16 protein-coding genes and 2 pseudogenes are annotated in these 14,099 nt (G+C 68.1%); 9 read left to right on the top strand and 9 right to left on the bottom strand.

Annotation, left to right across the window (positions count from 1 at the left end; all coding sequences use genetic code 11):
• Positions 1 to 65: 65 nt before the first annotated feature.
• Positions 66 to 362 (bottom strand): transposase, encoded by a 297-nt coding sequence (locus tag VXC91_RS35280; protein ID WP_329511438.1) that lies wholly within the window; start codon positions 360 to 362, stop codon positions 66 to 68.
• A 55-nt stretch (positions 363 to 417) separates the two neighbouring features.
• Here VXC91_RS35280 and VXC91_RS35275 point away from each other — a divergent pair, with 55 nt between their 5' ends.
• Both VXC91_RS35275 and VXC91_RS35270 read left to right on the top strand, forming a co-directional pair.
• Positions 418 to 966, top strand: a complete 549-nt coding sequence (locus VXC91_RS35275) for a GNAT family N-acetyltransferase (protein WP_329511437.1) — start codon at positions 418 to 420, stop codon at positions 964 to 966.
• 115 nt (positions 967 to 1,081) lie between these two features.
• Positions 1,082 to 1,231 (top strand): hypothetical protein, encoded by a 150-nt coding sequence (locus VXC91_RS35270; protein ID WP_329511436.1) that lies wholly within the window; start codon positions 1,082 to 1,084, stop codon positions 1,229 to 1,231.
• Positions 1,232 to 1,330: 99 nt separating this feature from the next.
• Here VXC91_RS35270 and VXC91_RS35265 read toward each other — a convergent pair whose 3' ends face one another.
• The 3 genes from VXC91_RS35265 to VXC91_RS35255 form a co-directional block, all read right to left on the bottom strand.
• On the bottom strand, positions 1,331 to 1,594 hold the full coding sequence (locus tag VXC91_RS35265; protein WP_329511435.1) for a GNAT family N-acetyltransferase: 264 nt from the start codon (positions 1,592 to 1,594) through the stop codon (positions 1,331 to 1,333).
• 78 nt (positions 1,595 to 1,672) lie between these two features.
• Positions 1,673 to 2,011, bottom strand: a complete 339-nt coding sequence (locus VXC91_RS35260; RefSeq protein ID WP_329511434.1) for a hypothetical protein — start codon at positions 2,009 to 2,011, stop codon at positions 1,673 to 1,675.
• 41 nt (positions 2,012 to 2,052) lie between these two features.
• Positions 2,053 to 2,418 (bottom strand): iron chaperone, encoded by a 366-nt coding sequence (locus VXC91_RS35255; RefSeq protein ID WP_329511433.1) that lies wholly within the window; start codon positions 2,416 to 2,418, stop codon positions 2,053 to 2,055.
• 476 nt (positions 2,419 to 2,894) lie between these two features.
• Here VXC91_RS35255 and VXC91_RS35250 point away from each other — a divergent pair, with 476 nt between their 5' ends.
• From VXC91_RS35250 to VXC91_RS35235, 4 genes are all read left to right on the top strand, one after another.
• Positions 2,895 to 3,689, top strand: a complete 795-nt coding sequence (locus VXC91_RS35250; protein ID WP_329511432.1) for an SDR family NAD(P)-dependent oxidoreductase — start codon at positions 2,895 to 2,897, stop codon at positions 3,687 to 3,689.
• Positions 3,690 to 3,779: 90 nt separating this feature from the next.
• Positions 3,780 to 3,965, top strand: a complete 186-nt coding sequence (locus VXC91_RS35245; RefSeq protein ID WP_329511431.1) for a hypothetical protein — start codon at positions 3,780 to 3,782, stop codon at positions 3,963 to 3,965.
• Positions 3,962 to 4,273, top strand: coding sequence for a hypothetical protein (locus tag VXC91_RS35240; protein ID WP_329511430.1), 312 nt, complete (start codon positions 3,962 to 3,964; stop codon positions 4,271 to 4,273). Before VXC91_RS35245 ends, VXC91_RS35240 begins: the two co-directional genes overlap by 4 nt.
• A gap of 121 nt (positions 4,274 to 4,394) precedes the next feature.
• Positions 4,395 to 4,934 (top strand): MOSC domain-containing protein, encoded by a 540-nt coding sequence (locus tag VXC91_RS35235; protein WP_329511429.1) that lies wholly within the window; start codon positions 4,395 to 4,397, stop codon positions 4,932 to 4,934.
• Between the two features lie 212 nt (positions 4,935 to 5,146).
• Here the strand turns inward: VXC91_RS35235 and VXC91_RS35230 are convergent, their stop codons facing one another.
• Complete coding sequence (locus tag VXC91_RS35230; protein WP_329511428.1) at positions 5,147 to 6,643, bottom strand: FAD-dependent monooxygenase; 1,497 nt, start codon at positions 6,641 to 6,643, stop codon at positions 5,147 to 5,149.
• Between the two features lie 89 nt (positions 6,644 to 6,732).
• Here VXC91_RS35230 and VXC91_RS35225 point away from each other — a divergent pair, with 89 nt between their 5' ends.
• Both VXC91_RS35225 and VXC91_RS35220 read left to right on the top strand, forming a co-directional pair.
• Positions 6,733 to 7,368 carry a TetR/AcrR family transcriptional regulator gene (locus VXC91_RS35225; protein ID WP_329511427.1) on the top strand — a complete coding sequence of 212 codons (636 nt, stop codon included), beginning with the start codon at positions 6,733 to 6,735 and terminating at the stop codon, positions 7,366 to 7,368.
• Positions 7,369 to 7,622: 254 nt separating this feature from the next.
• Positions 7,623 to 8,279, top strand: coding sequence for an ATP-dependent endonuclease (locus VXC91_RS35220; RefSeq protein ID WP_329511426.1), 657 nt, complete (start codon positions 7,623 to 7,625; stop codon positions 8,277 to 8,279).
• Positions 8,280 to 8,521: 242 nt separating this feature from the next.
• Here the strand turns inward: VXC91_RS35220 and VXC91_RS35215 are convergent, their stop codons facing one another.
• The 4 genes and pseudogenes from VXC91_RS35215 to VXC91_RS35200 all read right to left on the bottom strand — a co-directional run.
• Positions 8,522 to 10,639 (bottom strand): SpoIIE family protein phosphatase, encoded by a 2,118-nt coding sequence (locus VXC91_RS35215; RefSeq protein WP_329511425.1) that lies wholly within the window; start codon positions 10,637 to 10,639, stop codon positions 8,522 to 8,524.
• 759 nt (positions 10,640 to 11,398) lie between these two features.
• Entirely contained in the window at positions 11,399 to 11,731 is a 333-nt protein-coding gene (locus VXC91_RS35210) for a hypothetical protein (protein WP_329511424.1), read from the bottom strand.
• Between the two features lie 670 nt (positions 11,732 to 12,401).
• Positions 12,402 to 13,028, bottom strand: a pseudogene (locus tag VXC91_RS35205) (hypothetical protein); the annotation flags it as partial.
• Positions 13,029 to 13,351: 323 nt separating this feature from the next.
• A pseudogene (locus VXC91_RS35200) lies at positions 13,352 to 13,600 on the bottom strand (beta-N-acetylhexosaminidase); the annotation flags it as partial.
• Between the two features lie 136 nt (positions 13,601 to 13,736).
• On the opposite strand from VXC91_RS35200, the gene VXC91_RS35195 reads away from it, so the two are divergent.
• Positions 13,737 to 14,099 (top strand): YdeI/OmpD-associated family protein (locus VXC91_RS35195; RefSeq protein WP_408057556.1); only part of this gene is annotated, 363 nt, incomplete at its 3' end.

Raw genomic sequence — 14,099 nt, 5'->3', positions numbered from 1 at the left:
CGCTCCGCATTACGGGATAACTCTTATCCAACGTGAGCTCTCCCCCCGAGGCAATCCGTTTTCTTTCAGGCGACAGCGCCACGCGGAAACGACTTACGCAGCTCCGGCAGATTGGTCACGATGAGCGCCCAGATCCCATCGCGCTGCCAGCGGCGGAACAGCCCGTACACCGTCTCCCACTTGCCATACCGCTCGGGCGCATGCCGCCAAGACGCCCCGGGCCAGGGCCCCCATCGGATCCCGTTGATGAGTTGCCGCTTCGTCCACTTCCGCGGCGGCCCCGACTTCTTCCCCACCGGCAGCAACGGCCCCAGGACCGTCCACTGTGCGGCGGTCATCACCACGATCCACACCAAGATCATCCAAGATCGATCACTCGGGCGATCCACTGCACACAACAAGCTCTACCGTTGATCCATGTCAGAAATGCCATCACGGGTCGAACTGCGCCCGCTCACGCTCTCCGACCAGGACGAGTTCTGCTCGCTCGTGCAGGCCAGCACCGAGCTGCACCTGCCATGGATGCAGCTGCCCGCGACCCCGGAGGAGTTCCAGGTCTGGATGCACCGCTTCGACGACGGCACCAACCTGGGCTTTCTGATCCGTGTCCGGGAGACCGGCGCAGCCGCCGGCATGGTCAACATCAACTCGATCATCCGGGGCCGCTACCAGGGCGCGTCCCTCGGCTATGCAGCCTTCGCCCCGTCCGCAGGGCAGGGTTACATGACCGACGGGCTCACCGTCACCCTGCAGCACGCCTTCACCGACCTTCGGCTCCACCGGCTGGAGGCCAACATTCAGCCGGCGAACAAAGCATCCCTGGCCCTGGCCCAGCGCCTGGGCTTCCGTTACGAAGGGCTGTCGCCCGCCTACCTCTACATCGACGGGGCCTGGCGCGACCATGAACGCTGGTCCATCACCGCACCAAACCCCTGGAAACCCGATCTCTCCCTTCCAGAGGTATGAGCCACACGGCGCCGCTTGTGAAACACGTCCCAGGGCGCGTATCGAGTCGTGATCAATCTGTGGGATGCGCCGTCCCGGCTGGGCCTGGACCGGTAGATCGTCTTGCGTGACGAGAGTGCAACTGACTGACGACGAGTGGGGGTTCAACGGGCCGTACCTGCCCATCGGCGAGTACGGCCCGTACCCGAAGCGGCTGCCGACCCGCTGTGCGACCGCGCTCCCGCAGGCGCTGCTGGTGCTGACGAACTGCGATGACGCCTGCTGACGGGCGGCCGTCAGCGCACACAGCCGCCTGTAACAAGCCCGAGTGCTCGAGCAACGGCTCACACCAGCCCTGTGACCAGCAACTCAGATTGCACAACGCTCATTGCGAGGACGACCAGGTCGATGTGGTGACGGCGGTGTAGCCCAGCGACTGGTACAGCGGTCGTCCGAGCCGTGAGGCGGTGAGTGTCACCGGCAGTTCCGCCATGGGCGCGAGCGAGCCGAGCATGATGGCCCGCCCGACTCCGCGGGAGCGGTGCTCGGGTGATGTGCCGACCCAGTAGCGGCTGCCGGACCCGTTGTCGATGACGGTGACGCAGGCGCCGACCGGCTTACCGTTGAGTACGGCGATGAACACGTCCACCCGGCTGATCCGTCAGCGCCGTGGGGAACTTCTCGCCGGGACGGTAGGGCTCGAATTAGGTCAACTCGAAGCCCGCGATCACGATCTGCTCGCCGCCTGTAGCTCCTGCGTCCGCTGTGCCCGGGTCACCTCCATCGCCGGTGCGAAGACGGGGCCTGGCCGGCGCAGCATGATCGGCATCTGCCAGTTGCGCATGCCCAGGTGACCGAGGTCGGTCGAGCTGAACGGATCCTCGGCACCCACCGGGCCGATCGGCCCATCAGTCAGCGCGGTCAACTCGGCCAGCTCTTCCGCGTCAGGGTCGGGCTCCTGCAGCAGGATCCGCGTCCCGGCGCGCTCGTCGCCGAGCAGTGCGAGAAAGGTGCGGCGTTGGATCACCTCGTGGCCGCGGCGCGAGCCAATCCAAGATCGTTCCAATTGCCTGCTCGTCCCCGGCGGTACCCCGTTGCCCGGCGGTGTCAGCAGATTTTGCCGGGCCGGGCAGCGGTGGCCTTGAGTAGATCCCGCAACAGCCCGAAGTCGATGTTCTCCGGCTTGCGGAAACGCAGGCAGCCTTTACCCATGTCCTGCCCGGCCAGCCGTTCCTCGAACGCCTCACGGACGTCACTGCGCATGAGATAGAAGGAGATGTACTGCTTCTGGCCGGCAAACGCGATCTCGCAGGCGCCGTCCCGCTCGTATGCGGGCATCCCGTACGCCATGACCTCGTCGAAGCCCACGAGCTCCTCCCGGCACAGCTGACGCACCTTGGTCAGCACGGCCCTGCGTTCCTCAGAAACCTCAGTCAGGTAGCCGTCGACGTCGCTTGCCTTGCTCTGCACCATTCCGTGAGGTTATGCAAGATTCGAAGCCCTTATCAACATCTCAAACTCTCGTCTCGACCTGACCGTCCCTGAGCGCCGTCAGCGCCGTAGAAAAGGTCGGGTCGCGCAGGGCGCCCGATTGCGGCGTTCCGGCCTCTTCTTCCCGCTGTCGTCCCATGCGGATGAACATGGCCTCGCGGGCCAACGTGCCATCGGTGGCGGATTACGCCCTCAGACGTATTCACTGGAAGGAACACCGACGGGGAGCGGCGGCACGCCACGGCAGCGTCGCTTCCTGAGAGGTACTACTTGACGCCGTACAGGCGCCGGCTGCCACCGGCGCCTGTACGGGCATCGGGGTGGCCGAAGGCTTTGACCATGGACCGGCATCCGCTGGAGGGGCCGCGGCGCGCATGATCGGGGCGCCGTGGCGAACGGCAGGGCCGTCCAGGGAGAGGCGGCCGGATATTCGGCTGACCACGTCCGAAGGAGCGTTCATGCGTATCGATCTCACGGGACGGACGGCCCTGGTGACGGCATCGACACAGGGCATCGGGGCCGCAATCGCGGTGGGCCTCGCGGCGGCGGGTGCACGGGTGGGGGTCAACGGCCGCGACACGGGGCGGGTGGACGAGGCGGTCCGGCGGTTGCGAGAGGAGGTGCCGGACGGTTGCTTCGTCGCCGTCGGCGCGGATGTGGTGACCGAGGAGGGCGCTGCGAGTGTCGTCGAGACACTGCCGGAGGTCGATGTCCTGATCAACAATCTGGGCATCTTCGGTGCCCAGGACCCGCTTGACATCGCCGACGAGGAATGGCGCCGGTACTTCGAGGTCAACGTGCTCGCCGCCGTCCGCCTGACCCGCACCTACCTGCCGCGGATGATCGAACGCGGCTGGGGCCGCGTTCAGTACATCGCCAGCGAGTCGGCGGTGGTCATCCCGGCCGAGATGATCCATTACGGCATGACCAAGACCGCCCTGCTGGCTGTCGGACGAGGTTTCGCGAAGAAGGCCGCTGGAACCCGCGTCACCGTCAACTCGGTCCTTGCCGGTCCCACCCATACTGCCGGTGTGGAGGACTTCGTGTACGACTTGGTCGGGCGGGATCTGCCGTGGGAGGAGGCGGAGCGTGTCTTCATGCGTGAGCATCGGCCGCAGTCGCTGCTGCGGCGCCTGATCGATCCCGAGGAGATCGCCAACATGGTGGTGTACCTCAGCTCCGACCAGGCCTCCGCCACCACAGGGGGTGCGCTGCGGGTCGACGGAGGCTGTGTCGACGCCATCATCCCCTGAGCGCCGCGCCGTGCGGATGTACGACAACCGTTGCATCAGGCATGGGGAAGGGGGTTTCCTGACGGCACTCATGCCACTAGATTTGATGTCATGACTGCCATCACGCTACGCATTCCCGACGCCATGGACAAGCAACTGCGAGACGCCGCTGCGGACGCCCCGTCGCTGAACGACTACATCCTCAAGGCTGTGCGCCGGCAGATGACTCTCGACGCGGGACGCAAGCTGTCCGTGATCGAGCGCCCCGACCTCGAGGGTGAGGGCGACGCCCTGTGATAATCCGTAAGGGGGACGTATTCGATGTCGACACCGGCAAGGGCGTGCGCACCGTCCTCGTTGTCAGCCTCGACGGGCTTGCAGAGGCGTACGGAGCCGTGGTCGCCTTGGTGCTGCACGCCCCGGCCGAGCACCCCGACACGGCGATGAGCGTGCGGCTGACCTCGCCACTCGACGCCTCGGTCGTCGCCGTCAACCTGCTCCAGCTCGCCGCGTCGAGATTCGAGACCGCCACCCTGCACGGCAACGTGGGCCCCGAGCGGTTGGCGCTTGTCGACAACGCGCTCCGCGCCGTTCTCGACCTGTAGTGGTGATGGTGCGGGCGGGCACAATTGGCCCTGCCGGCGGTTGATCGCGGCCGCTGCCCCTTGAGGGGCGCGGGTTAGGCTCATGGCTGACAAGTGTTACCGAAGTGGGGGGTTCCGCGGTATGAGCGGGAAGGTGACGGCAGTCAGCAGCAACGCGGAGTACGCGTTCACCAAGCCGACTCGGGACAGCATCAGACTGCTCGCCGGCCTCGGTGTGGAGGGTGACGTGCACGCCGGAGTGACCGTCAAGCATCGCTCGCGTGTCGCGCAGGATCCCACCCAACCGAATCTGCGCCAGGTTCACCTCATTCATGAGGAGCTCTTCGACGAGGTCGGCGAAGCAGGGTTCAAGGTGGCGCCCGGGGAGCTCGGCGAGAACATCACGACGCGCGGCATCGATCTGCTCGGTCTGCCCGTCGGCACGTTGCTGCGCATCGGCGTCGCGGTCTTGGAAGTCACCGGCCTTCGCAATCCCTGCCTGCAGATCGACACCTTCCAGGACGGGCTGCTGAAGCAGGTCGTCGGCCGCGACGGGGCGGGGAACCTTGTCCGCAAAGCCGGAATCATGACCATCGTGAGAGAAGGTGGCGTGGTGCGTCCTGGCGACACGATCGAAGCGGAACTCCCCAGCGGTCCGCACCAGCCCCTGGACCGGGTCTGACGAGCCTCCACCCGGCCTCCAGGGCTGGACGTGACTCGACCACGTCGTGACACACCGCCCGCGCAGGACGTGATGTGACGACGGCCGCGCCAGTTCCTGAGGCGTGAAGGTCACGCATCCCCGCGCGGCCATGTCGCGTCCTGCCTTCTGTGGCGCCACGCTCAGTCAATGCATGGGCCACCGATCGCGTCAGGTCGCGCTGGACCTCCGGCTCAGGCCGGCTTGGCAAGGTTGCCGACGATCGCGGCGAGCAGGCTGTCGTTGTGAGCGTCGGAGCTGTCCGCAGCCCAGCAGACGTAGCCGTCGGGGCGGATGAGCAGGGCGGCAGCGCCCAGACGGTCGGTACATGTGGCGCGGACGAGGTCGACTCGGGGCGGGAGCCGGAGGTCGGTCGGGACGGTTCCGGCCAGATCGAGCAGGACGGCGTGCCCTGAGCCGAACAGCGCCGACAGCCGGATGGGGCCGTCGTCGGTGACCAGCTCGGCGTCCGGCATGCGCTGTCCGGTGAGCGGATGATTGCCGGACAGCGGGTAGCACAGCGAGAGGCCGGACATCAGTCCCGCGATGTGGCGGTTGGTGTCGGGCAGGCGTAGCAGGTCGATGACGATGTCGCGCAGGGCGGCCACGTCCTCGCTCGGGTTCGGGTCTGCCAGGACGCGCTGGGCCGACGTGTGATGCAGGACCTGGGCTCCGACCGGGTGCCGTTCGGCGTGGTAGCTGTCCAGGAGTCCGCTCGGCGCCCGGTCCTGGACGACAGCGGCCAGTTTCCAGCCGAGATTGATCGCGTCCTGTATGCCGAGATTGAGGCCCTGGCCACCCAGCGGCGGGTGAATGTGTGCGGCGTCGCCCGCGAACAGGACTCGGCCCGCGCGGTAGTGCTCGAGTTGTCGAGTGGCGTCGGAGAACCGCGAAGAGTTGTCCACGGCGCCGAGGGTGGCCTCATGGCCGTACACGGCCTGTAGCGCGGCGGAGATCTCCTCGTGGGTGATAGGGGTGTCGCGGTTGCCGTCCGCCTGGTCCGCGCGCCCGAAGGTGAACCGGAACCGGTCGCCTCCGAGAGGGGCCAGCATGGCCCAGTAGCCGCCTGCTTGACGGGTAAGGGCGCTCATATGCCCCAACTGCTGCGGGACCAGGGACGACACGGTGGACAGACGGACGTCGGCCAAGACCGCCTGATGGGTCCCGGGCCTACCGGGAAACGGCAGCGCGAGCAGTTTCCGCACCGTACTGTGGCCGCCGTCGCACGCCGCCAGGTAACGAGCCCGCACCCGCGGACCGTCCGTCGTCACGGCCACAAAGTCGTCGTCCGGCTCGACCCCTGAGACGGCGGTGCCGCGCAGAACCCGCGCGCCGGAGGCGACGGCCCGCTCCTCGAGCACCGCCTCGATCTCCCACTGCGGGATCGCAATCGGGTAAGGGTGCCTGGTGTGCCAGGGTGTGCAGTCCAAGGGCACGGGCAAGGCCGCGAAGTGCCCGCCGACCGGATCACGCGATGTGGAGCGGTGCAGCAACGGTTCCAGCAGCCCGCGCAACTCCAGCAGTTCGGAGGTACGGGGCTGGATCGCGCCCCCCTTCACCTGCTCGATGCGCCGGGGCAGCTTCTCCAGTACCAGGGTGTCGACCCCTGCCAGGGCCAGTTCGCACGCCAGCATCAGCCCGGTCGGGCCGGCGCCCACGATGACGATCTCGGTCTCAATCTCGGCCAACATCTTCCTCGACCTCTCATCTCTCGACTCGGAGTAAATATATACCAGGTGCAAAAATGCGTTCGGGTAAGCCATCTGTTACGGTGTGCGTCGTGGACGGCAAGCCGGGGCTACGGGAACGGAAGAAGCAGCGGACGCACGCAGCGATCTCCGATGCGGCAATCACGCTGTTCCTCGAACACGGCTTCCATCAGGTCTCGGTGGCTCAGGTGGCCGAGGCGGCGGAGGTGTCCAAGCGCACACTCTTCGCCTACTTCCCGACGAAGGAAGACCTCGTGGTGCACCGTCTCGCCGACCACGAGACCGAAACCGCGCGCGTCGTGCGCGCCCGCCAGCCCGGCACTGCCCCGTTGACCGCGTTGCGCGAGCATTTCCTCAAAGGACTGCGCGAGCGGGACCCGATCACCGGGCTCAACGACCATCCTCAGGTGCGCAGGCTCACCCGGATGATCCTCGACACGCCCTCACTGGTGGCCCGGATGGAACGGTTCAAGACCGGTGCCGAGCGCGCACTTGCCCAGGCATTGCATGAGTCGGCGGGCATTCCCGACCTCACGGCGCGGCTGGCCGCCGTCCAGATCGTCGCGGTCCAATGGGCGTTGGCAGGAGACAACGCCCAACGCCTGGCGTACGGCGAGTCGGCCGAAGCGCGAACTCCGGGTGCGGTGGCCGACGCGGAGCATGCGTTCGCGCTGCTGGAGAACGGATTGCGACAGCTGACCGGGTGACAGTGACGCGTGGCATCCGAGCTGCGGGTGTCGGCGTCGGCCGGTGCCGTGCAATCCGCGGACCGGACACCGGCGTTCCGTCCGCCGACTCCGCGATAGCGCGTGCCCTCGTCTTGCCCCGCACGGGCGATCGTCAGGGCGCCGTCCTGTCAGTCCGAAACCGTACCTCCTCGATTTGAAAGTCATCGCCCCGGAAAACATGCGTGCGTACGGGATCCCGCGCGTGCCACGATGACGCCGGGAAGCGAGGTCCTGTGGACGAGTTGAAGCGATTCCGCCTGGCACTGGTCGCATGGGCGGCCGGCGGAACGGGGGCGGGTGCGGCCGCCGCGGTGGCGCGGGAGCTGGCCGGCGGCGCTGTGCGGACGATCGTGCTCGTCGAGGGCGGCAGTGATCAGGTCGCGCTCGAAGCGCTGGCCACGCGCCACGGCCGCGACCTCGGTGCGGAGGGCGTCGCGGTGGTTCCGCTCGGCGGTGCGACCAGCATCGGGCGTTTCCTTGACGTGTGCGGTCCTCCGGGGCTCGGCCTCCCGCTGGCCGGTCTCTGCGACATCGGCGAGGAGCGGCATTTCCGACGTCATCTGGAGCGGGTCGGGCTCGGGCCCGGTCTCACGCGTGCCGGGCTGGAGACACTCGGGTTCCATGTGTGCGTCGCCGACCTCGAGGACGAGCTGATCCGCGCTCTCGGGGCCGAAGCCGTGCAGCAGGTGATCGAGACTCAGGGCGAGATGCGCCCCTTCCACACCTTCCAGAGCCAGCCGGCACAGCGGGAACGGCCCGTGGAGCACCAGCTGCGGCGCTTCATGGGTACACACAGCGGTCGCAAGGCGCTCTACGCGCAGGCGCTGGTCGCGCACCTGGACCTCGAGCGCGTTCCCCGCCCGCTGGAGCGCCTCCTCGCGCACGTCTGACCGCGCCGCCAAGCCCTCGAGCACTTCGCGCAATGCATGCACCTGTTCGGCGACTTGACGGATGAGACGGCGGTTGGACGCCCCGCGATGGGGGGGCGATGGTGACAAGCCCGTCGCCACCGGGGCGCGAAAGTGCCGCACGCAATGTGTTACGGCCGACGCCGAGTTCCCACATCAGATCGCCCAGCGAGCGCAGGTTCACCGGGGCGGGTCCACGGCTGCACCTCAGCCTTTGGGGCGGATCAAGTCTTCACGTGAATGAGGAGCAGGGCGATGTCGTCAGTGTGGGGGATGGCGTGCTCAGTGTGCTGGAGGAGGGCGTCGATGACGGTCTCCATGTTGTCGTCGCGGCCTCGGGCCAACTGTTGGACCAGGTCGGCAATGGCGTGGTCGATGTCGACCCCTGGGCTTTCGACGAGGCCGTCGGTGTACAGGGCGAGGGTGGTGCCCGGCGGTATGGGGATCCCGACGGTGGTGTAGTCGGCGTCCGGGGTGATGCCGAGCAGCGGGCCGGGCGGCAGTCGGAGGATGCCGGTGCTGCCATCGGGGCGGCGGATCAGGGGTGGGAGGTGTCCTGCGGTGGCCAGGAGGGCGCGATGCCGGATCAGGTCGAGGTAGGTGTACATGCAGCTGGCGAACCGTCCTGGGTTGAGGTCGCACAGCAGTCGGTTGGTGCAGGCCAGCAGTTCGCCGGCGTCCGTGCCGCCGGCGGCGTGGGCATGCACGGCGGTGCGGAGCTGGCCCATGAGTGCGGCCGCCTGCACGTCGTGGCCCTGGACGTCGCCGATGGCCGCGGCGGCGCCGACTTCGGCGCAGCGGATGAGGTCGTAGAAGTCGCCGCCGATGTCCATACCGTGACCGGCGGGGAGGTAGCGTGCGGCGACCTCCAGGCCCGGGACCGAGGGCAGGCTCTGCGGCAAGAGGCCCTCTTGCAGGGTGCACGCAAGGGAGTGTTTGGCATCGTAGAGACGGGCCCTGTCCAGGGCTTGAGCGATCAGCCCGGCCAGCGAGATCAGAATCGTCCGCTCGGCCGGAGGGAAGTGCCGGGCTTGGTCGTAGGACAGGATGAGGAGCCCCAGGGGACGTCTGGAGATGATCAGCGGCAGGAAGGCCCATGCGTTTCTGTCGCCGTAGCGGACGGCGTCGGGGTAGGCCCGCTGGTACTCGGCGAAGCTGGTGAAGAAGGCCGGGGTCTGTGTGGTCAGCGCCCGTGCGCGCGGCGTGTGGGAGGTCAGGGGCTCGCCGTCGATGTGGGCCAGGAACGCGCGTGTGTATCCGCGGTGGCTGACGATTCGCAGGCGTCCCTCGTCCACCGTCATCAGGACCAGCCCCTGAGCGCCGAAGCCGGGCACAAGCTGATCGGCGACCCTGTCGGCCACGTCTGCGACCCCTACGGTCTCGGTGAGGGTCGCGGCAAGGTGCATCAGGTGGTACAGCGCCGCGGCCCCGGCCGGCCCTGGAGATGACGTCGAGGACGACTCGGTCGTGGCGGCCGGATCGTACGCGAGAGGGGTGATGTGGATGCTGATGCCGAAGGCGTCGGGGTAGAGCTGGAAGGACAGCCGCAGATCCGGGGGGCGCACGGCGGCGAAGACGGTGGGCTGTCGGCTGATGACTGCGGCACGGAAGCGGTCCTCGAAGGTGGGGTCGCTGAGCCACTCGAGCTCGTCCCACGGTCGGGCGCCCAGCAGGTCCGCGGCGCAGCCACCCAGCAGGTCAGCTGCTGACTCGCTGAGGAAGGTGACCCGGCCGTCCAGATCCATCGAGAGCGCCCCTGGCAGGCGAGCGGTGAAGTCATAGGCGGCAAGGGCCTCGGCCCGATCCGGGACATGGGATCGGACCGGTTCAAGAACCCGCGGTTCGGCCGTCGGCAGAAGTGGGTCGTTGCAGGCGGCCGCCTGCTGAAGGAGCGGGCCCGCCTGGCGGCAGAAGGCATCGATCGCCTCCAGTTCGGCCGGGCACAGCTGGGCGGGGTGCCAGGCGGGCCAGAGCAGGCAGGCCGTACCCCATACGGCATCCCCGGTGATGATGGGCGCGGCCGCCACCGCGTGGTCGTGCGGGACAACGAAACGGAGCCTGGGATAGTGGGCGGCCAGCTCCTCCGGGGTGCCGACCCACACCAAACGCCGTTCCCGTGCCGCCTCGGCCGCCGGTATCGCCTCGTCCACCCCGATGCGCGCCCAGGGGGCGACGATATGCCAGGACGACCCGAACACCATCGCCAATTGCAACACCTGCCCCCCTGGCGGCAGGAGGAACAGCATGGCGCCCGAGGGACCGGCATCCCGCACCAGACGGCGAAGGAGATCGTCCAGGCCCTCCCAGCCCGAATCGGGACCAGGTGCGGTAGGCCGTTGCACGCCTCATCACCGCCCTCCTGAGCGCAAACGGGTCCGGCCACCACAGGCCCAGGGCCGTCACGGCACTCGAGCCCACAATCGCTCCGATCCGCGTCCTATCGGCGCCCGGGTACGGTTGAGGCCGGCACCGCCGGCCGTCCTACCCGCCGGACACACTCGCGCCACCGCGGCGCCGCTGCGACTGCTTGACAGACGGCTGTCGCGCTACGGGCTGCGTCTGCTGGACCAGGTCAGCAACTGCCTGCCTCATCGTGGCCCCAGCGTGCGCGGCCCTTCTGCCGCCGCCGAAACCGTCCACGCACCACCCATGGCTGTGTCGGCCCAGCATCGGCGCCCAGGACCTGCCGCCGCCTGGGCATCGCCACACTGCATCAGTCACGTCGGGTGCCCCATACAGGGACAATACGCCAGTGGTATGGAAACAAGCATCCAGAGCCGGCGCGCTGCCGACACTCAGCGTGCTGGTGAGACCGGGTGGGGAGCAGTCGCGGGGACGACGGGGGAGTGCTTGAAAGATCACGTAAGAGTGCGAGGTGTGACGTGGGTCAAGGCGTGATCGCAGGCCTCTGTCAGCACCCTTGTCCGGCCCATGTCCGACGCAATCAGGGAAGGTGGTCCACTCTACGAGCTCGATCGCATCGATCGACAGGCGCTTCCTGCCGAGAAGGCCGCCACCAGTCGCTCGACCAGCCCGCGCATCTGCCACGCGGTCACGTGACTGCATCGTCGACAGTTGTCGGCACGGGTCATGCGCGACACTCAGGCGCGGCAGTCACCGCTGAACACGGAGATCACGATTCTCCGCGGTGGGCCATCGCCCACCCGGACATCGAGCGGGATGCAGAAGCGGCCGTCGCCGTGGACGAAGAAGCCGCCGACATAGGACGTGTCCGAGTCCGGGCAGGCGCTGAACGTCACCTCTGCGGCGGGCGTGTAGCCCTCTTGCCGGCCGTAGCCCAAGCCGGCGCGCTGCCGCGCCTCAGGCGACACAGAGACCGTTACCACCGAGCCTCGCTCCAGCTCAGCGCCGATCTTGTAGTGCCAGCCGTCCCTTGTGCGGCCTCCGAAGTCCGTCGTCGGCCGTCCCGCCATCCCTTGAGGCCGGGCCAGCGCAACGGCCCCACGACGACATCGGTCTTCTCGAGCGGCGGTCGTGAAGCAAGTCGGACGTAAGACTCTTCCTTTCCGCACCGAACGGACCGGGAGGGGGCGGCAGTGCTCGCGGGACGACGCGAACGGGCAAACTCCTGTGCGTCAGGCGTGTGCCCACTGGACATGCCGGCCTCCGGTACTTCGCCCGGCGTGCAGCCTCCCAATAACGTCACTGCCAGCGCGGCTGCTGCCGAAACCTGCGCTGCCCTGACCATGGCGACCCCCCCGAGGACAAGTCAAACATCAACAGTCCGCCGTCGAAAGAGGCTCGTCCTGGGAGGCCTTACATCCCGGCGTTGGACCGGGTCGGGTGTTCTGTCCACGGAGGTTGGTCACCGCGGAGCCGACTGCGGAGGAGGATCCGTTCGTCCCGCCACACGGCACCCGGGACGTCTTCGGCCGCCCCCGGCGGCCGGTGACCCGCACCACCGAGCGGTACACGGCGGTGCAGCGGCTGCCGGCCGAGGGGAGTCCCCGTCCGTCATCGGCCACCGACCTGGTCGCCGGGAACACTTGCCATGGCACCATCACCGAGACCGGCACCGACTGCCGCCGCCTGGCCATCACCCGCGCACCGGCCCGGCGGTGGGCGGAGACCCTACGCCCCTCCGGCGAACGGATTGCCGTACCCGGGAAGCTGCCGACCTGGCGGAACATACCGCAGCCGCCCGCCCTGGTCGGTCACCGGCGTGAACCCGGCGGCCTGCAGCCGGGCGACGTACTTGGCTCTGTAACGCCGGTCGACGACCAGCCCGATGGGCAACAAGGCCATGAGCGCGGCCCAGACGATGCCGGCGATGACGACGGCGGTGGTGTCCGCGCCGAGCGTGAAGCCGAGGCTCACGGCCAACGCGCTGAAGCCGACACCCCCGATCACCATCCGCTGCTTGTCGGTGAAGCCGGCGGTAAGGTCGAACGCGATGCGGGCCCTGAGAAGCTCGACCTCGTCGAGCACGAGCGGCGGCAGCGTGACCCCGTCGCTCGCGTTCGGATACTGCGCCCAGTTCTGCGCAGCACGCGCCCGGGCCTGCGGGCTGGGGTCGGGCACGATCAGCAGCACGAAACCGTTGCCCTGTGACCCACCGCCCTGCCGTACGTCTGCGTACTCGTACCCGAACTGCTGGGCAATGAAGGCGAGTCGGGCGAGTTTCTTCATGGACGTCATGGTGCTGGTGACCTGAACGGGCTCCCCGCTCGCCATCTGCCGCAGCATCTTCCGCACGGGCCGGTTACTCAGCTGTCGCCTCCTCACACGCCATCCAGGGGGTCTTCCACATCGGCGTGCTCATGTGAGATACGGACTGAACCGCATTGACGCGACCTTGACAGCCGCGGACAGTATGTCGACCGTCAGCTGCCGCAGCAACCAGTGAACAAGCCATCCGTGACCAGATCACCGGCACTGCCGGCCGGCCCACCACGGCCTGACGGCAAGCCCGACCCGCGAGCCCACCACGCCCCGACGCACCGTCAGGCACCCACACACCCAGCAACGTGTCCACGCTCCCCGCGCCCCTCCGGGGCTGCCGTCGTCGCGGTTGGGCGGAGGGACGGGAGGGGCTAGGCTTCACGGATGTTGGCTGTGTCAGCGGCCACTCCGGCCAGGTGGTCGGCCAGTTCGACGGGGCGGCTGCGTACGCCGGGGCGGGTCTGCCAGGGCAATGGGCCGCCGGGGCGGCGGTACTCGACGCCGATCGAGTCGAGCCGTTCCAGATGCGCGGGCAGGCGGACGGAGAAGCCGGTGAAGTCCCGCGGGCCGGTGCACCACACCGTCTCCGCGAAGGCGCTCAGCCGCGGGAAGGCCTGGTACCCCCGTCGAGGTCGAGCAGCAACGTCGTATCGTTGAGCAAGCCCGTGGCTCCTGCATGATCGTTCTGCGTCGAGAACAGAGATGATCACGCAGGTCCACGGGCATCCTGCATCCGGGGCCCTGCCCGAATGCGTCATGACAAACGGCCGGGTGTGGTTCGCTGCTGGGGTGACTCATGACTTGGAGATCGTCGCATGTGAATCCGCCGAGGCATTCCAGGCATGGCTCGGCGAGAACCACGCCGTCTCACCCGGCATCTGGCTCAAGCTTCGCAAGAAGGGCCCCGGAATCGTCGCGCTGGACTACGCCCAGGCCCTCGACGTGGCACTCTGCTACGGCTGGATCGACGGCCAGAAGGCCAAGTTCGACGACCAGTGGTGGCTCCTGGTGCGGCGAGCACCGGAGGCCGGTCCAATGCCCAGGAATCTTCAGACTACTGGTCCGCAAGGGCCGGCAGGTCTCGGTGCAGCTCAGCGGGACGCGGCGGCAGTGCGGTAC

The sequence above is a fragment of the Streptomyces chiangmaiensis genome, from assembly GCF_036281785.1.
In the GTDB taxonomy this organism is placed as follows: domain Bacteria; phylum Actinomycetota; class Actinomycetes; order Streptomycetales; family Streptomycetaceae; genus Streptomyces; species Streptomyces chiangmaiensis.
The sequence above is the reverse complement of the archived record's forward strand: the minus strand, read 5'-3'. Positions and strand labels throughout refer to the sequence as shown.